The following is a 17,280-nucleotide window of genomic DNA, read 5'->3' on the forward strand; positions in this document are numbered from 1 at the left end:
TAATTAAGCACTATAGTCTTGATCCAAAACAGAAAAATTTCCCTACAAAACCAAGAAACTGTGTAAGACTTATTGAGTAGCCCTGTTGATAAAGGTGGCAAGATGACTCATAGAAACGCTCGCTCTCTTCATGCCATTATCGGCGCACTCGTCGGTGATGCAGCATCTCTCGGATTTCATTGGCTTTACGATCAAGAACTCATCAGGCAGTTTGGTTCTCCGCATCCGGAATTTCATCAACCTAACCGAACTGAATACCATGACAAAGGTTATTTTGCCCACGGTAGTAAGCAGGTTGGTGACCTCACCCACTATGGCGCACAGCTTGTTGCCATGTTAGACGCCTTGGTTCAAACCGGACACTACGACGAAGCGCGTTACATTCGCTCCTTTCGAGAGTGGTTTGATTTTGGTGGTAAATGGCAGGGCTATACAGACAAACCGACTAAACAAACACTGCTCAACATTCATGAGTTGGAAGCCAAAGAACTGCGTGTGACCCTATGTGGGGCTGACGACACGCAAAACCCAGCACTATCTAAGCTTCCGCCGTTGGTGGCTTTTCATTCCGATGATGACAAACTCGCTAAACTGGTCGATTCCGCAGTGCGGGTTACCAATAACAACGACACCGCAGTTATGTATGCCCAAGCTATCGCAGTGATGATTCAGATGGCGTTGCAAGGCGCTGCGCCCAAAGCGTGTGTGATGGCAGCTCAGACGGTTTCTCCAAAGATTGCTAACAATATTCAACGTGCAGAAGCGATGAGCGGCAGAACCGCCACCAGCGTTGCGGAGTCCGTTGGGATGCATTGCGGTTTAGACGCTTCGTTTGTGGTGATTTGTCATTTGTTGATGAACTCAGAAAGCTATGAAACCACCATGCGTGAAAACATTTACTGTGGCGGCGATTCAAGTGGGCGAGCTATTCCGCTCGGTGCCATTCTTGGGGCAAGTTACTACGACACACCAATGTCGATTCCAAATCACTGGATGGATAAAACTGCACTACCTCGCCGTTTACTGCAGTGTTTATAAAAGAAGGGGATGTTGCGGATTCAGGGCAAAAAAGAGGCCCATGAGAGCCTCTTGCTATGCGTTACTCGGCGGGTACTGCCACTGAGCGGAACTTGAAAAGCTTCTTAGGAGCTTTGGTTAACAAAATGCCAAACATAAGAGGTAGCATTAAAATAATCGACTGCTCTGAAAGCATTTCTCCATTAATAAACGCGGATAGGAATAACGCGACCAAAGGGAAAATCAGAAAACAAATCGAAGCTTGAAACGGTGTCGAAACCTGACCCAGTTTAAAGTAAGCCACAATACCGCCAACACTTGCCACAAAGCCAAGATAAACCACCGCTAGAACTGAGTCGTAAGTAAACGCCAATACATCAATTTGCTCAAAGACTGCTGATAAAGCAAATAGTAGAAGAGAAGCAATAAAACAAGGCAGTGCATTATAAGTCAGCACCTGAATGTCCTTACAGTATTTTTGAACTAGCACATACATCACTGCATGCATTGCCACCGCGAGAGCTAATGACATCGTACCCAGTAAGTAATCTTCCCCACCCAGTTGCATCTCGTTGCCCAAAATCAGACAAAGACTTACCACTGCCGTCAACAAGCCAAACACTTGGTGACGCGCTAAACGCAGCCCTAAAAACAGGCCAGACATTAGCATCACCGCAACCGGCATGTTGGCAAAAATAATCGATGCAAGACCCGATGAGATGTATTGCTCTCCGTAAATCATCAGAGTAAACGGCATCGCAAAGTAGAAAACAGCCACGATAAAAATCCAATGACGCTTACCCTTTGGGAACATCAAAGGTTGTTTGAATGCTTTTGCCATCACAAACAGCAAAGGCGCAGCAAGGAAAAAACGCATACCTGTGGCAAGAACAGGGGGAATAGAGTGCAATGCGACTTCCATTGCGAACCAAGTGGTTCCCCAGATCAAACACACGGATAGAAAGAGTACAGCAGTAAAAGATTTTGAATTCATGACGACGACTTACTTAAAACAATTAATATTCACTGGCTTGTTTCACCAGATTGACGTGCCACATTTTAAAAACTTCCATCTAGAAATGTTTTACCATTTACAAACACTATTTAAATAGATGTGGAAATTTATTCTACAAAATCCTTAATTAGAGAAAATTTACTCCACAAAAAAGACACATGGCAATATCATTGTTTTATTTGTGGTTTTAGAAAGCTATAAAGTGTGCGATCCAAGTTGAGCACAGTAAATCGTTCTAAATGGAGTTTATCCTTCATAAATCACATGTACTAACCACTCCATCACCTTAACGGCGTAGTAGTGTGATGGCTGGCAACATATATAAAACCAATGGCATATATAATTCTTTAGCAATCCTTAACGCTCTGACTGAGCTTCGCCCTAGCCTGAGCCAATGCAGGCTAGGGTATTTTTTTAGGGTTCGCACAGACAAGTAAAGCTGTCAGAGAGTCTCAGCAAAGTTAAAAATGCACCAGTCATTAACTGGTGCATAAAGCGAAAGGTTGAATACTGACTAATCTAAAAGATTATAGAGATTCAAAGCCAACACTAGCTTCCGTATAGCCTTTTCTTTCTGAATTGTAGTCGATAGCAACATTCAAGTGACCTGATAGTTCACCTTCTGCGGCATAAACTGGGCAAGTTGCAACATGTGAAAGGTACGTTGCCTCTGTCGGCTTCATAAAGTAGTAAATTTGCTGCAACTCACACTCACCTACGCTCTTACCAGATGACTGAAGACTTGCTCTTTGCTGATGAAAGTTAGGAGCAGCATCTAAAAGGTAGCTTGGTGTTAGCGTGTAGATATGAGTCTGATAGATATCGGTAAACTCGTGGCCCGCTTTGTACATTTGGCTGCCCATATCGTAAACGACGTTTAAGTGCCAATAAGCAATTTCGGATTCATCCGTAACTTGCGCACCAGGTTTTGAGTACATACAAGTAATCTGGCTATGTGGGGTTTCCATATCTTGATCAGCCATGTGGCCTCTCTTGATAGACTGGATACCACAACGATGCAGCGTAAAACCAGAAGACGCCATACGATCATGGACTTGATGAGCAGATTCAAACTTTGTATGTACTCCCTCAGGCGTGCTACTGGTGATATCAACTGAGTTGTTGGCATGAGCTTGTAGGCTAATACCAGCGATGAAGACGACTGCAACTTTTATATTTTTCATAGTAATGTTCTATTCTCCTCATTAGATTCGAGAGGGAAACTAACTCACCAAACAAATATGAAACAACTTTAATATAGAAATTTGTGATATTAGATCCATATATCAGGACTAAAATTACCACAAAATCATATAAAACCCTTTTTATTCATATAATTAACAGCAAATCAACTCAGTAAAAGCCTGTTTTATTCTCCCTTCTAGAACGAACGCTTGCCAAATGTGCTTAAACTTTATTTTACTTTCATAGTCTGCTTACAATGAAAGATAACCAACTGAGAGAGCATGTATGGACCTTAACTTGTTAAAAACGTTTGATGCGGTCATGAAGTCAAAAAGCGTCAACGATGCCGCTACCGCGTTAAACATCACTGCGCCCGCCGTGAGTCACGCACTCAACAAGTTAAGAGATCAATACCAAGATCCCCTCTTTGTTCGTCAAGGCAGAGGTATCGTGCCGACGAATTTCGCGATTGAGTTACACGCAGAAATCAAAGAGCCTTTAAGCCTATTGATCAACGGGTCGAAATCTCGTCAAGAATTCACGCCAGAAACCAGCCAACGCACGTTTCGAATCTCTAGCCATAAAGATATCGATTTAATGCTCGTGCCTGCCTTGGCGAAATACAAATCTCAGCATGCGCCATTGGTATCTATTGAAGCGGATGTGGAACACTTAAACGAACAAGACCGTCAAGACGACTTAAGACGTCGACGCGTGGATGTGATCCTTGCTACCGTGCCTTTGACGGATCATGGTTATCACAATGAATTGCTGTTTGAACAGGAACTTATGGTGACTGTAAGCCAAGATCATCCTCGTATTCAAAACACGCTAACGTACGACGACTTCATGCGTGAGTCTCATGTAACTTGGCGAACGCAGCGGCTCAACACCAACGCTTTAGACTCTTTGATCATCGAAGATACGCTTCCCCCGAGACAAGTGGCTTATTCCACCGGCTCGACCATGACAGCGCTACAGTTAGTGTCACAAACCGACTGGATATGCGTTACCTCGCGTTGGTTCTCTGACAACTTAGCAAGCAAGCTCGGATTGAACGCTTTCCCGTTGCCCTTTGAAGCCAATAAGGTACCTATTTACATGACTTGGCACCAATCACAGAAGAACGACAAAGGACATGAATGGCTGAGGAATGCGATTAAACAAGCGGTCTCGCAATCCATTGAGTAACAGACGAACAATAGCAGTACACCCATAGAAAAAGGGCAAAGCGTGCTGCTTTGCCCTTGATGTCATTAGCCTTCGAATAACCAGTTTTGCCAACTCTGCATTCTCAAAATTACTTTACGTACAATGCTGAACATTTCCCATTTCGGTGAGTACACCGCGACGTGTGCATCAGTGCCAGATGGCAATGGCATGTCTTTGACTAAGTTTGGATTATCCAATTCCACTTTCACTAAGATTCGGCCACCAGCAGGAATCTGCTCTGGGTACTTCATGTTACCTGATGGTGATATCGCGCCCTGAGCAAAAATGTCATTCACTTGTGTCACATGCGCCTTGTATGCATGACCGGGAATAGTATTGAAGGTCACTTCTGCCGGATAACCGACTTTCACATATCGCGCTGGTGCTTGCTTAAATGCAGCAAACAGCTGTTTATCTTCTTTGTGAACAAAGGTCAGGTTGCCTTGAAACGGCACAATACGACTCTTCATACCCGGACGCAGCGCCACTTGCGTGACATACCCATCCGTTGGTGCGGTAACGGTGGTTTTGCTCAGATTAAACTGTGCAACCTCAAGCTCGGATTGGTATTTGCTTTGATTGGCTTTTTGCTCCAGTAATTGGTTCTCAATGTTGTCGATTTTCTCTTGAGAAGAGTATCCTTTGCTACCCAGCTTTTTGTATCTCGCTAATTCAGATTGGTAAAAATCAATCGCTGATTCCGTACGTTTGATGTCACCTTGAATACGGTTCACTTTGTCTTTAAATGGCGTGTCGTCAATTTGATAAAGTGGATCACCCGCTTTCACTTGCTGGTTTCCTTGCACATACACTTGGGTAACCATGCCTTCTACCTGAGAAGTGATTGGCGTCGTCACGCTATACAAACGCGCCATACGAGAAACCGGTTGATACATCGCCATGTAGAGAAAAATCCAACCAACGATGAACATGCCAATGACCGACGCAGTAGTGAGTGTCCACTTGGTTTTAGGCACACGAAATACTCGAAACACGATAACGCACAGCGCTACGTAACTTAGGATGATGAGTGTTTCCATTATTCTTCCCCTCTCGCTTGCTCAAGTTGATTGATGCGAGCCAACAGCTGCTCGTAATCTTGTTGAGATATAGAAGGCTTAGCACCTAACCAGTTTTTCTTCTCTCCGTCGTACATGGTTGCCCAGATCCAAAGGAACGGCCAAATCACATGGAGAAAGAACAAGCTCACCCATCCCGCAACATGAATCGCATCGGCATGAGGGTGGTTACGTTTTTTCGCAATTTCGTAGGGAATATCGTGTAGGGCAATCAATCCAAAAATCAGAATCAATAGCACCACAAATAAGATCGCCAGAGAGGCGTAGTCCAGGGTTAAATTCATTGTGGAAGCTCCTAGTTTAAGACGTTCTAGACATTTAAGACGCGCTAAACACTGCTAAAACGTAACTGAGTGATGACTTTCCTTAAGCTTGTCGCTCCGTCGCAATGAAGAAATAGTAGGATGAGGCTTACATCAGGACTATTGATTCCTGTTTAAATGACAGTTTAGCAATATTTAATTGTCCATAAAATCATCAAGTTAGACCTCTATACCCATTCAAGTTATGAATAGTTTCATAATAAGCAGGACAGGATCGAATCTCGCTTTCTATAGATAGAAAAAAAGCGATACCAATATTGATATCGCTTTGGATAAGGTTGCAAGACCAGTAAATATTCCGAAAAAATCGATTGGACCCCTCCATCTCTCTAAACGGGTATTAATAACCCGGCACAAGCAACAAACCTAAAATCACTTTTATTCTTTGACTGTTCAAAATGGAATTGAAATTATGTTATAACATAACACTAATTCAATTAACTGACAGTTATTGCTTAGTGATAAGAGTCACAGAACAAACCCGTGAAGAATTTAAAGTGCCCCAAAGCATACATATAAAAAGAGCAGAGACGAGTCTCTGCCCTTTTACCTACGCTTAATAATTAAGCTTGATAGAAAACGCTTCTTCCCGACAAATTAGCGCTGTATTAACTTCTGTATGCGTTATTTCTTCGCGTGGAACATCGCTTGCCCACTCTTGTCTTTATTCGACCAGAAATTGATGTTGAACTGAGCATCATCGCTCATCTCAATACGATGCCAGTACTGCGGTGGGCTGGTAGCAAACTGGCCTGCATTAATCACCACCACTACTTCTGCTTCTGTGGCGTGTTCATCAGCAAAGCCGTAGTAAGTCACTTGCCCTTCCATGACACACAACTGTCCAAACACACCCTCAGCGGTATTGTGATGAGTCAGTAGCGCTGGTGGCACATTGTCTTTAGTGAAGAAAGGCGTTGAACGTTGAACAGTCCAGTCTTTAGGAATTCGTAGATGCGACATAATGATACCCTCTCTAATTACAATTCTTTTCGTTTAAATCGGTTAAGCCTGACCGGCTTGAGACAACTCTCGAAGTAGTGGAAATGCTTGCGTAACTTGTTCTCCCGTCACGACGAAGCCCATGAGTCGGCTATTTTCATCTTCTACCTTAGCAGCAATGCCTGTTTGAGAAATCTGCACGCTCCAATTCGTCACCGAACTAAAATCGCCTGCCAATTGAATTGGGTAGCTCGGCGTTTTGACCTTTACCATCATAGGCGGTAGTTTCAACTCTGCTTCTTGCTCCAGTAGTTGTTTCCCTAAAACATTGGCACTTAGCACGATCGGTTGGAGATACGGCATCATTCGACCTTGGATCTCAGCACAATCGCCTAATGCGAACACATTGGCTACTGATGTCTGTAATCGAGTATCCACCTCGATGCCTTTATTCACGCTCAACCCACAAGCCTTCGCTAACCAAGTATTAGCACGTAAACCCGCAGCTGAAATCACTACATCGGCTTCGATTGCTTTACCTTTGCTCAAGCTTGCCACCAGCGAATCATCTGAGTGATTGATCGCAACAACCCCAGTCTCCAACGCAAGTTGAATACCTTGCTGCTTAAGTTGGTTTTCGAGCGGCAATGCGACGAATTCAGGAATCAGGTTAGCGAGCAAACGGGGATTTGGCTCAACCACCGTAACGGCTTTACCACTGGCTGCAAGATCCATAGCGATCTCGACCCCGATCAAACCACCACCCATCACTAGAATTCGTTTCGCACGGCTGATTTGCTCTTCCGCTAATTGATATTCTTGTAGCGAGTTTAGCGTTATCACCTCAGGTGCTGCATCGCCAGATATTGGCGGCACAAAGGCTTTCGCGCCTGTCGCAAATACCAATTTGGAGTAAGGATAGACTTGACCATTGACTACCACTTGCTGAGCTTGCACATCGACATGCTCAATCATGGTATGGGCAAATAACTCAATGTTGTGTTCCTGTGCAAACGCTTCTCCACTCTTAACCACTAGGTCCTGGGCGGTTTGCTTATTGCTAAATACATGACTCAAATCGGGCTTGTTGTATTCCGCGCCATCATCAGCAGTAAACACTTGCAGCTGAATATGTGCGTCCATTCGACGCACTGTTTTCACCAATTGGTAAGCCGCAAAGCCGCTACCAATAATCACAATAGGTGCTTGCATATTCGCCCCCTTACCCGTTGTATTCGACAAAGACGTCTTTACCCAAATGGCATTCTGGGCACAAGAAGTAATCTGGCACTTCAGACCATGCCGTGCCCGGTTCAACGCCTTGATTAGGCTCGCCTTTAGCTGGGTCGTATACCCAATTACAAACGGTGCAAACCATGCATTGACAATCTGCGGGATGCGCCTCAGTACTAGGGTTGCTAGGAACAGCATCTACTACCGCTTGTGTTGCTACTTGTGCAACGGGTTGTGATTGAACTTGTGGTGCAGACGCAGCAATCGCCGGAGAAATAACAGGACTTGTCAGGTCATGCTTTGCCCACAATTTCGCGATGTTCTGACCATGTTCGCGACATTCACGCATCGCTTTACCATCTGGTCGCCATTTGGTTTTCAAACTCACTGCGGTTTCAAAACCTGCGTCGGTCAATCGAGCATGGATACGATCCACCGCGCCACCATTCCACCCGTAGCTACCGAATGCAGCGGCCTTTTTCGCTTTAAAGCGCAGACCGGTAATTTCTTCTAGCATGCCTGCGATCTTCGGCATCATGACGTTATTCATGGTAGAAGAACCAACCAAGATGCCTTTTGAGCGGAATACATTGGCGAGAATTTCATTCTTATCATGCTTAGAAACATTAAAGACTTTGACCGCCACGCCAGGGTCAACATCGTGAATGCCTTGCGCAATGGCATCGGCCATCATTCGAGTGTTGTTTGACATAGAATCGTAGAAAATCGTAATGCGATCTTCTTGATAATTGTCTGCCCACGCCAAGTATTGCTCGATGATTTGAACCGGATTATCGCGCCATACAATACCGTGTGACGTTGCGATCATGTCGACAGGCAAGTTGAAGCTCAGCACTTCTTTGATTTTAGCGGTTACCAAGCTGCTAAATGGCGTTAGGATGTTTGAGTAGTAACGCAAACACTGCTCCATCAATTCATTTTGGTCCACTTCATCATTGAACAGACGTTCATCGCAGTAGTGCTGACCAAATGCGTCATTGCTGAATAACACTGCATCGCCAGTTAGGTAAGTCATCATGCTGTCTGGCCAATGCAGCATCGGTGCTTCCACGAACACCAATTGCTTACCGTTACCAATATCAATGCTCTCGCCCGTTTTCACGGTTTTGAAGTTCCACTCAGGATGGTGGTGATGACCTACAATCGAATCAATCGCCGCTTCTGTACAGTAAATTGGCGTGTTCGGAATTTTCTCCATCAATGCCGACAATGCGCCTGAGTGATCTTCTTCAGCATGGTTTACCACAATAAAGTCGATAGACTTAAGGTCGATTTCCATTTCTAAATTTTGGATGAATTGTTGACTGAATCGATGATCGACCGTATCAATCAATACGGTTTTCTCTTCACGAATTAGATAACTGTTGTAGCTGGTACCTTTTGTCATTTTGTATTCTGTACCGTGGAAGTCTTGAACTTCCCAATCGCGTTGACCTACCCAGTGGATGTTGTTTTTTACGTGAATTGTCATAATTACTACCTTGAATGACGGGATAAACAAAAATAATTTCTTCTTGTATTGCACTGGGCGTGCCAACTTTTAATTAATATACATTTCAATATCTTAATTAAAACCCAACTTTAAAAACTGTCATTTAGACACAGTTGAAAATTGTCATTAAGACACTACAATAGTCATATTGACACAATCGGTATTGGCTATGACTTCTTTAATCGCGCAATGGCTGCACATCACGCAAGACCTTAACTCAGCGCTCACTCAACAGGCTCGCTTCGATACGTTATTAACCACGATTCGAGACGTATTGAAGTGTGACTCTTCTGCCCTTCTTTTGTATGAAGACCAGCACTTTAAACCTTTAGCGATCAATGGATTGGCGAAAGAAGTGCTTGGACGCCGTTTCTCCATTGAGCAACACCCAAGGTTAGAAGCCATAGCCCGAGCAGGCGATATCGTGCGCTTTCCCTCTGACAGCGACTTACCTGATCCATACGATGGCTTGATTCCAAACCACGATGACAAACTGCATGTCCATTCCTGTCTTGGTCTACCTCTGCTGATAGACGATCAACTGATTGGTGCCATTACTATTGACGCCTTCGACCCCAACCAATTTGATGGGCTACGCAACCAAGAGTTACGTTTTGTCAGCGCGTTGGCAGCAGGTGGCCTACACACTGCACTCCTACTAGAACAACTAGAGACACAAGCGAGCCTGCCACGTGATTCTTACGCCGAGAAGCGCACCTTAAGTAATGAAATCATTGGCAACTCTAAGGGCATGCAAAATCTTCAAGAGCAGATTGATGCAGTCGCCGATACTGAATTGTCTGTGCTGGTGATGGGAGAAACGGGCGTAGGTAAAGAGTTAGTTGCCAGCGCTATTCACCATCGTTCTAGCCGCTCTAGCAATACCTTGGTTTACCTAAACTGTGCGGCGCTGCCAGAATCAGTGGCGGAAAGCGAGTTGTTCGGTCATATCAAAGGTGCTTTTACAGGCGCGATCAGCAATCGCAAGGGTAAGTTCGAACAAGCCGACGGCGGCACACTGTTTTTGGATGAAGTTGGCGAACTGTCGTTAGAACTGCAAGCTAAGTTACTTCGAGCTCTACAATACGGCGACATTCAACGTGTGGGTGATGACCGCCATATTCGAGTCAACACACGCATTGTCGCCGCCACCAACCGTATATTACATGAAGAAGTGACCGCTGGGCGCTTCCGAGCCGACTTGTATCACCGTCTAAGCATCTTCCCGCTTCATGTTCCGCCTCTTCGTGAACGTGAAGACGATGTGGTGTTGTTAGCGGGCTTTTTCGCCGAACGCTTGAGAAGCAAATTGGGATTAAACAGCATTCGTTTGTCCCCTACTTTGGTGCTGGCACTCAAAGACTATTCATGGCCAGGCAATGTTCGGGAACTTGAACATGTCATTAAACGTGCTGGTGTTTTGGCAAAAGCGCGTACTCATTCCATGGACATTGAGTTAGTCGAACAAGATTTTGATATTAGAACGCCGAATCAGAACATCAAGAACGTAGAGGAAACGGAGCAAAACTCTCGGCTTGCGCTACCAGAAGGCGGATTGAAGCCTGCCACAGACACCTTCCAAAAAGCGATGATTGTTCGAGCTCTGGAAGAGAATCAAGGCAACTGGGCAGCAACGGCACGTCAGCTTGAAATAGATAACGGCAATTTACACCGATTAGCGAAACGCCTAGGGATAAAATAGGGATTGGGTAAAAAGCGCGTGAGATGGTGGAATTACGCAGGAAAATCGATCTTGCTTGTGTCAAAATGCGCCATCTCAATCGACAAGTCATAAAGTAATGAATTATCAAGCTGCTATTTTTGACATGGATGGTTTGCTCCTCGATACGGAACGTGTCTGCATGCGCATTTTCCAAGAAGCGTGTGAAGCACAAAACCTCCCATTCTATAAAGACGTTTACCTTTCAATCATTGGTCGCAATGCAGCAGGCATTGAAGTGATTTTCCGCAAAGCTTATGGGGATGATCTTGACCGATTGCACAAAGAGTGGCGTGACCGATACGATGCAGTGGTAAAACATCAAGCGATACCAGTGAAAGATGGCGTAGTTGAATTGCTAGAGTGGGTGAAGGAAAAAGGCATTCCTACCGCAGTGGCAACATCAACAGCGAAAGAAGTAGCACAGAAGAAGTTGGAACTGGCGGGCCTAAGCAAGTATTTCGACAACTTAACGACAGGTTGTGAAGTGTCACACGGCAAACCAGATCCAGAGATCTACCTGCTTGCAGCAAATCGTCTTAACGTAGATCCAACCAAATGTATCGCGTTTGAAGATTCCAACAATGGCGTACGTTCTGCAGTAGCGGCGCACATGGTTACTTTCCAAATCCCAGATCTTGTTGAACCTTGCGAAGAAGTTCGTGCCTTTGGCCATACGATTGTTCCTTCCTTGCATCACGCATTAGCTGAGTTAAAACAGGCATAGCCCGTTCCCACTCATCTAACTGACTAAAAACGCTCCATCTTTTGGGGCGTTTTTTGTGGATAATATTTACCCAACTTTACACTGAGATGTGTAGTTCTATTCACAACATTGATGGATAATCACTCGCATAACCACAAATAAAACGAGGATTAATTCATGCTCAACAAGAAGCCATTAACTTGGCAAACCATTACATTGCACTGGATAACGGGGCTTGCCTTTATCGGTGTATTCGCGCTTGGCCTTTACATGGTTGATTTGCCACGCAGCCCAGAAAAGTTTGAGTGGTATGGCATCCACAAATCACTAGGCGCTATCATTTTAGTTGTCGCTCTTATCCGTCTAGTGTGGCGCTTAAAAGAAGGCGCTCTGCCACCCGCTTCAGAAATGCCTGCATGGCAAGATAAAGCGGCCAAAGCGGTACACGGTATCCTTCTGCTCGCTACTTTGGCAATGCCTATCTCTGGTATCGCAATGAGCGCAGGTGGCGGCCGAGCAGTCGATATCTTCGGTTGGGTTATTATCGCTGAAGGTCCAGAAACCCCTTGGCTTCAAGAACTCGGCTCAACCATTCATCACTCTGCAGTGGAAATTCTGATTGCCGTGTTTGTTCTCCACGTTGCTGGCGCAATCAAACACCAAGTGGTCGACAAAGATGGCACCATTTCTCGAATGCTTGGTCGCTCATAGAATCTACATAGATACAAAAACGCACTCTTGATTGGGAGTGCGTTTTACTTTTAGCTCATCAACATCTCTGAAGAATCGAGCGGTTGAGGTTCTACCGTCTGCTTCTTCTGCCAACGGTCGATCACAAGCGTCGCAATCAAATCCCCTTCCACATTAACAGCGGTGCGGAAGGTATCTAGCGGTCTTTCTATCACCAATAAAATCGCAATCGCTTCCAGCGGAATACCCGCAGCTAACAGCACTAACTGCATCCCCGACATGGAGCCCGAAGGCATACCCGGCGCACCAACGGAAGAAACCATTGCCATGATGAAGATCATCACCAATCCAGTGGTACTCAAATCCACACCAAACAACTGTGCTAGGAAAATCGCAGCGACACCTTCAAATAGCGCGGTACCATCCATGTTCATTACAGAGCCGAGTGGCAACACCATGCTACTGACTTCTGGCGCGACATCTAAATTGTCTTCCGCACTTTGTTTTGCCAAAGGCAGCGCCGCCGCACTTGATGACGTTGCAAACGCCATGGCTAATGGTGCTGAAATCGCTTTAAACAGCGCAACTGGAGAAATGCCCGTCATTACCTTGGCAATCGTGGGTAACACGACTAACCCATGCACCATCGTGAGGACAAACACCAGTAACGCAAACAAGGCGAGTTGCTGAATCAGATTCCCACTTGAGGTCAGTGTGATATCAAACACGATCGCAAAAATAGCAATCGGAGACAGCTTAACGATGCCTCGAATCATGGTGTTGACGCTTTTATTCAGCCCCGAAATCACCGCTAACAAAGGATGACCCGATGGAACAGACAGCAAAATCGCAACGCCTGCCATAAAGGAGAAAACTACGATCGCCAGTAAGTTACCATTCGCCAGTGCAGCAAACGGGTTCACCATCGCCATCTTAACGAGATTAGAGAGTATGGCGGCACCACCTGCGCCTTGCTCATCAATCAAATGGACATCACTACCCACAGAAACGCTTTGGCTAAGTGGCTCCCATGCAGGCAATGCTAACGACGCACCAAGTCCTAAACTAATGGCAATTAAGGTGGTGAAACTGTAGAAGAGCAGTGTTCGCCCACCCAGCGCTTTAAGGCGAACGGTTGAGCCAATATTGGTGATGCCTTCGACAAGAGAAAACAGCACCATCAAGCCCACCACCATTTTCAGTAAGCCGAGGTAGACCGTTTTGCCCAACATTAAAATTTGGTAGTAATCACTCGACAGTAAAAGCGATTTGTCTGTCAACCCATGGTCGACTAAAAGAAGGATGGCTTGAGCCCCACCCCACGCAAGTAGGGCAGAAATAAGAAGTTGAACGGGCAAAGAGAGTTGCAAATGACGCATAAAAAACACCTAGCGCCACAAGTCCTGATGATTTGGGCGCTCGATAAAAATGAAAAAATGGAAGTGAAGAGTCACGGCTTGGATTAAGACCAAGAGCCTTTGTAATATGGGTTCAATAAACCTTTTACTCGTTTAAGCACTACCAAAGCCGACACGCGGAACCAACCGAAAATAACGCGCTGATGCAGCCTAAAGATCGTGTCGTACAAGCGGCGAACGTAGCGTCCACGCAATACGAGTTTGTCATTCATCAATGCGCCAACCGCGTAGTCATGCCCGAGTGCGACAACCATCCCGCCGTCTTTGAATACAAACGGCTTTAGCTCTTTGCCTTTCACCAAGCGTTTAAATTGCTTCGCCAAATGCGCCGCAGCTTGGTTGGCAGCTTGAGCTCGTGGTGGCACGATGCTTCCATCTTCTTGTGGGCATTCAGCGCTATCACCAATGACGAACACGTTTTCATCAAGAGTGGTTTGCAGTGTTGGCAACACTTTAAGTTGGTTAATGCGGTTGCTTTCAAGACCATCAAGATTCGCTAACCAATCCGGGCATCGAATCCCTGCCGCCCAAATTTGTAGATCCGCAGGAATGACTTCATTTTCCGTCACGATACGGTCTGCTTCTGCACGCTGAACCTTAGTGTTTAAGCGAACGTTAACGCCCTGCTTTTGTAGTTTCTTCAGTACCTTAGCAGACATGCACTCAGCACTTGCAGGTAACACACGATCTGCCGCTTCGATGAGTGTAATCGAAAGCTGAGTATCATCTTGATAGCGGTTTAATTGCTTGCTGACTTTCGCCCATTCGGCCGCTAACTCAACACCAGTTGCGCCAGCACCCACGATAGAAACACGATGTGAACCACCGTTCGCTAGCATTTGTTTCATCTGTTCCCAAGCTTTTTCTGCTTGAGAAGCCGAATCTAAGAACAAACAATGATCGCTTACGCCCGGAATTTTGAAATCGTTACTGATCGCGCCAACGGCAATCACGAGGTAATCGTATTTCAATGTTTGCTCTGGAGAGAATTCTGCGCTCACCGTAATCGTTTTATTTACACGGTCTAAGCCTGACATGCGCGCTTGAACATATTGGTAACCGTGACAAGCAGCATGAAGACGAAACGCAACCGAATCGAGCTCATTATCAAACGTTCCCGCCGCAATCTCATGCAGTCTTGGTTTCCATAAGTGATGAGAAGATGGCTCAACCAAAGTAACGGTATGGTCAGATTTGCCTGCAAAACTGCTCGCTAAACGCGTGACCATTTCTAGACCCGCAGCAGCACCACCGACAACAACAAAATTCGACATACTCCCCTCCCGGAAACCATCTATCGAAAGATAAAAATCAAAAACGCAGCAAATACGTTTGGAATGGCGGGCATTATATTGAGTTGCAAATAAATGATAATAAGCAGAAAAAGAAAATAACTATTACGGATTTGTAATAATGAAAACTAAACATCTGAACCTTTTGAATAAACAAAAAAAGCCACCACTTTTCAGTGATGGCTCTTATCGATACATAATTGGTTATGAAAAATCTTTTGAGATAATGTTTTCAATATTTCTTTCTGCTAGTGCAGCAATGGTCAACGCAGGGTTTGCACATCCATTGTTTCCAGGAATAAGCGCCCCATCAATAACATAAAGACCATTGTATCCATCTACACGCCCAAATAGGTCTGTCGCTTTCCCCATTTCCATTCCTCCAACTGGATGCGCACCAGTAAAAATAACGTCGGAGAAACCCTGAGCTCCTATTCGTTGCCAGTTAGCTCGTGCAACTTTGTTGTTTACTGCTCTTAAGGCATCCGTTGCATCTTTCTCGTTCTCTTTCGGATAATGAAGAACCGCATCATCGATAGAGGCATCATAATAAAAATGACCTCGATTCTTAAAGTCCGCAGTCACGGATAGCATCATAGAAATCCCTACGTCGGCAATACCAGCATTTGCCCAGTTTTCTGCTGCGACCGGGCTTCTTCCGGCTTCATCAACATAAATTGCTGTAGGAGAAGGGGAAGCTTGAGCAACACCAGCAGGTAATCCAAATAACGACTGTCTAAATGCCATTCGGTTGCCATTATCGCCCCAGTTCTTGCCGACATATTCATTTAACTCCGGCAAGTCTCCTCTCTCTTTTGCTCTAACAAGCATACGTGTTGTGTGGTAAGAACCAGCCGATAGAATAAGCTTGTCGCACGTAATCATTTTTTGTTGAACAACATTGCCGTGAGCATCGAGCTCTTGAATGTCTAATTCATAAATATCACCATTCATTCGAATGTTGATCAGTTCATGCTTGTGGTGGAAAGTGACATTCCCTGTTGCCTCTGCTAATGGAATATAGTTTTGCCCAAGGTCATTCTTACAACCGTTGCTATTACCGAAATTAGTTAGGCCAATAGTTGCTGAAGGTAAGCTTTTCCCTTTGAGTTCTTGCCTGATAACATCCCAATTCCAGTTACCTTCGATAAGATAAGGAGAGTAGCCTGCTTTTGAAACTTCTCTATTCCAATCTCGACAATGCTTAAACGGCGCACTGGCAAAAACATCTTTAGGCATATTGCTGTAGTTTAAGATGGATTTCACTCTTGGATAATAAACGTCCACCATTTCTTTGTAAGAAAGCTCGTTAGGGTAAAGTTTCTTGAAATGCTCTTCCTTTGGAACAACCATAACACCGGTATAAATCACCGAGCCTCCACCTACTGCAGTTCCTAATAATAGATCGGAACCATCTTGGTTGTTTTCTCCCGGCTTATCGACAATATCAAGAACACCACCGAATTTTTCGATACTACGTGGAGTAATCGTTTGAAGGAATGGAAGATCAAACGTGAGTGCAGGAAACGTGGTCTTTGTTCTTTGCCAAAACATCCGCTTGTCAGCCAACATATCATGTGCAAATACCGCTCGCTTTGGGTCATTAGGCCAGCGGTTTCCTCTTTCAATTACCGCCGTTTTGATGCCAGCAAGACCAAGTCGATAAGCGCTAATTGCACCACCAAAGCCGCTCCCAATGATAACGACCGGCAAATGGCCATTTATTTGAGGAGGGCGTTCAAAAAGCTCTGGTAGATAACTTTCTAAAACAGGTAAACCTTTAAACTTATCAATCGGTTTTTCATTTTCTGGGCGAAAGAAGAAAGCCTGAGCCTTTGGAGAGGTGACACTCATACCAGCAGCAACCGAGGTAGCAACACAAGATTTTAAAAATACTCTTCGATTCGTACCATCCATTAGTAACTCTCCTTTGTT

15 protein-coding genes are annotated in these 17,280 nt (G+C 45.0%); 5 read left to right on the top strand and 10 right to left on the bottom strand.

The window, feature by feature from the left end; translation table 11 throughout:
• The first annotated feature begins 102 nt into the window (after window positions 1-102).
• Entirely contained in the window at window positions 103-1,038 is a 936-nt protein-coding gene (locus BCT11_RS09285; RefSeq protein ID WP_102388173.1) for an ADP-ribosylglycohydrolase family protein, read from the top strand.
• Between the two features lie 61 nt (window positions 1,039-1,099).
• Here BCT11_RS09285 and BCT11_RS09290 read toward each other — a convergent pair whose 3' ends face one another.
• Both BCT11_RS09290 and BCT11_RS09295 read right to left on the bottom strand, forming a co-directional pair.
• The gene (locus BCT11_RS09290) at window positions 1,100-2,011 is read right to left on the bottom strand and encodes a DMT family transporter (RefSeq protein WP_038870406.1); all 912 of its coding nucleotides are present in this window, start codon (window positions 2,009-2,011) and stop codon (window positions 1,100-1,102) included.
• A 548-nt stretch (window positions 2,012-2,559) separates the two neighbouring features.
• Entirely contained in the window at window positions 2,560-3,216 is a 657-nt protein-coding gene (locus BCT11_RS09295; protein WP_038881087.1) for a hypothetical protein, read from the bottom strand.
• 286 nt (window positions 3,217-3,502) lie between these two features.
• On the opposite strand from BCT11_RS09295, the gene BCT11_RS09300 reads away from it, so the two are divergent.
• Window positions 3,503-4,408: a LysR family transcriptional regulator gene (locus BCT11_RS09300; RefSeq protein WP_102388174.1), complete on the top strand. Its 906-nt coding sequence runs from the start codon at window positions 3,503-3,505 to the stop codon at window positions 4,406-4,408.
• 65 nt (window positions 4,409-4,473) lie between these two features.
• Here BCT11_RS09300 and BCT11_RS09305 read toward each other — a convergent pair whose 3' ends face one another.
• The 5 genes from BCT11_RS09305 to norV all read right to left on the bottom strand — a co-directional run bounded on the left by BCT11_RS09305 (window position 4,474) and on the right by norV (window position 9,498).
• Entirely contained in the window at window positions 4,474-5,469 is a 996-nt protein-coding gene (locus tag BCT11_RS09305; protein ID WP_045423803.1) for an efflux RND transporter periplasmic adaptor subunit, read from the bottom strand.
• Window positions 5,469-5,792 carry a DUF3302 domain-containing protein gene (locus BCT11_RS09310; protein WP_020194030.1) on the bottom strand — a complete coding sequence of 108 codons (324 nt, stop codon included), beginning with the start codon at window positions 5,790-5,792 and terminating at the stop codon, window positions 5,469-5,471. The genes BCT11_RS09305 and BCT11_RS09310 overlap by 1 nt, the downstream gene beginning before the upstream one ends.
• A 663-nt stretch (window positions 5,793-6,455) precedes the next feature.
• A complete protein-coding gene (locus tag BCT11_RS09315) occupies window positions 6,456-6,794 on the bottom strand; it encodes a DUF1971 domain-containing protein (protein WP_038870398.1) in 339 nt (112 codons plus the stop codon).
• A gap of 42 nt (window positions 6,795-6,836) precedes the next feature.
• Window positions 6,837-7,985: an NADH:flavorubredoxin reductase NorW gene (norW, locus tag BCT11_RS09320; protein WP_102388175.1), complete on the bottom strand. Its 1,149-nt coding sequence runs from the start codon at window positions 7,983-7,985 to the stop codon at window positions 6,837-6,839.
• Window positions 7,986-7,995: 10 nt separating this feature from the next.
• Entirely contained in the window at window positions 7,996-9,498 is a 1,503-nt protein-coding gene (gene norV / locus BCT11_RS09325; RefSeq protein ID WP_102388176.1) for an anaerobic nitric oxide reductase flavorubredoxin, read from the bottom strand.
• A 190-nt stretch (window positions 9,499-9,688) separates the two neighbouring features.
• Between norV and norR the strand changes: the two genes are divergently transcribed.
• The 3 genes from norR to BCT11_RS09340 all read left to right on the top strand — a co-directional run bounded on the left by norR (window position 9,689) and on the right by BCT11_RS09340 (window position 12,656).
• Window positions 9,689-11,221, top strand: coding sequence for a nitric oxide reductase transcriptional regulator NorR (norR, locus tag BCT11_RS09330; RefSeq protein WP_102388177.1), 1,533 nt, complete (start codon window positions 9,689-9,691; stop codon window positions 11,219-11,221).
• A gap of 97 nt (window positions 11,222-11,318) precedes the next feature.
• A complete protein-coding gene (locus BCT11_RS09335; protein WP_102388178.1) occupies window positions 11,319-11,966 on the top strand; it encodes an HAD family phosphatase in 648 nt (215 codons plus the stop codon).
• A 156-nt stretch (window positions 11,967-12,122) separates the two neighbouring features.
• The gene (locus tag BCT11_RS09340; RefSeq protein WP_005441227.1) at window positions 12,123-12,656 is read left to right on the top strand and encodes a cytochrome b; all 534 of its coding nucleotides are present in this window, start codon (window positions 12,123-12,125) and stop codon (window positions 12,654-12,656) included.
• A 50-nt stretch (window positions 12,657-12,706) separates the two neighbouring features.
• On the opposite strand, the gene BCT11_RS09345 is transcribed toward BCT11_RS09340, so the two are convergent.
• From BCT11_RS09345 to BCT11_RS09355, 3 genes are all read right to left on the bottom strand, one after another.
• Window positions 12,707-14,014 carry a dicarboxylate/amino acid:cation symporter gene (locus tag BCT11_RS09345; RefSeq protein ID WP_102388179.1) on the bottom strand — a complete coding sequence of 436 codons (1,308 nt, stop codon included), beginning with the start codon at window positions 14,012-14,014 and terminating at the stop codon, window positions 12,707-12,709.
• An 83-nt stretch (window positions 14,015-14,097) separates the two neighbouring features.
• Window positions 14,098-15,327 (bottom strand): NAD(P)/FAD-dependent oxidoreductase, encoded by a 1,230-nt coding sequence (locus BCT11_RS09350; protein WP_102388180.1) that lies wholly within the window; start codon window positions 15,325-15,327, stop codon window positions 14,098-14,100.
• A 222-nt stretch (window positions 15,328-15,549) separates the two neighbouring features.
• Window positions 15,550-17,262 (bottom strand): GMC oxidoreductase, encoded by a 1,713-nt coding sequence (locus BCT11_RS09355; protein WP_102388181.1) that lies wholly within the window; start codon window positions 17,260-17,262, stop codon window positions 15,550-15,552.
• Window positions 17,263-17,280 lie beyond the last annotated feature (18 nt).

This window comes from Vibrio sp. 10N.222.52.B12, from assembly GCF_002875385.1.
GTDB classification, from domain to species: Bacteria; Pseudomonadota; Gammaproteobacteria; order Enterobacterales; family Vibrionaceae; genus Vibrio; species Vibrio jasicida.

What these genes read in the sequence shown, in the direction of transcription:
- BCT11_RS09305 (WP_045423803.1), bottom strand. Translation starts at nt 5,469, where the DNA reads ATGGAAACACTCATCATCCTAAGTTACGTAGCGCTGTGCGTTATCGTG.
- BCT11_RS09315 (WP_038870398.1), bottom strand. Translation starts at nt 6,794, where the DNA reads ATGTCGCATCTACGAATTCCTAAAGACTGGACTGTTCAACGTTCAACG.
- BCT11_RS09310 (WP_020194030.1), bottom strand. Translation starts at nt 5,792, where the DNA reads ATGAATTTAACCCTGGACTACGCCTCTCTGGCGATCTTATTTGTGGTG.
- BCT11_RS09335 (WP_102388178.1), top strand. Translation starts at nt 11,319, where the DNA reads ATGAATTATCAAGCTGCTATTTTTGACATGGATGGTTTGCTCCTCGAT.
- norW (WP_102388175.1), bottom strand. Translation starts at nt 7,985, where the DNA reads ATGCAAGCACCTATTGTGATTATTGGTAGCGGCTTTGCGGCTTACCAA.
- BCT11_RS09350 (WP_102388180.1), bottom strand. Translation starts at nt 15,327, where the DNA reads ATGTCGAATTTTGTTGTTGTCGGTGGTGCTGCTGCGGGTCTAGAAATG.
- norV (WP_102388176.1), bottom strand. Translation starts at nt 9,498, where the DNA reads ATGACAATTCACGTAAAAAACAACATCCACTGGGTAGGTCAACGCGAT.
- BCT11_RS09295 (WP_038881087.1), bottom strand. Translation starts at nt 3,216, where the DNA reads ATGAAAAATATAAAAGTTGCAGTCGTCTTCATCGCTGGTATTAGCCTA.
- BCT11_RS09300 (WP_102388174.1), top strand. Translation starts at nt 3,503, where the DNA reads ATGGACCTTAACTTGTTAAAAACGTTTGATGCGGTCATGAAGTCAAAA.
- BCT11_RS09355 (WP_102388181.1), bottom strand. Translation starts at nt 17,262, where the DNA reads ATGGATGGTACGAATCGAAGAGTATTTTTAAAATCTTGTGTTGCTACC.
- BCT11_RS09345 (WP_102388179.1), bottom strand. Translation starts at nt 14,014, where the DNA reads ATGCGTCATTTGCAACTCTCTTTGCCCGTTCAACTTCTTATTTCTGCC.
- BCT11_RS09285 (WP_102388173.1), top strand. Translation starts at nt 103, where the DNA reads ATGACTCATAGAAACGCTCGCTCTCTTCATGCCATTATCGGCGCACTC.
- BCT11_RS09340 (WP_005441227.1), top strand. Translation starts at nt 12,123, where the DNA reads ATGCTCAACAAGAAGCCATTAACTTGGCAAACCATTACATTGCACTGG.
- BCT11_RS09290 (WP_038870406.1), bottom strand. Translation starts at nt 2,011, where the DNA reads ATGAATTCAAAATCTTTTACTGCTGTACTCTTTCTATCCGTGTGTTTG.
- norR (WP_102388177.1), top strand. Translation starts at nt 9,689, where the DNA reads ATGACTTCTTTAATCGCGCAATGGCTGCACATCACGCAAGACCTTAAC.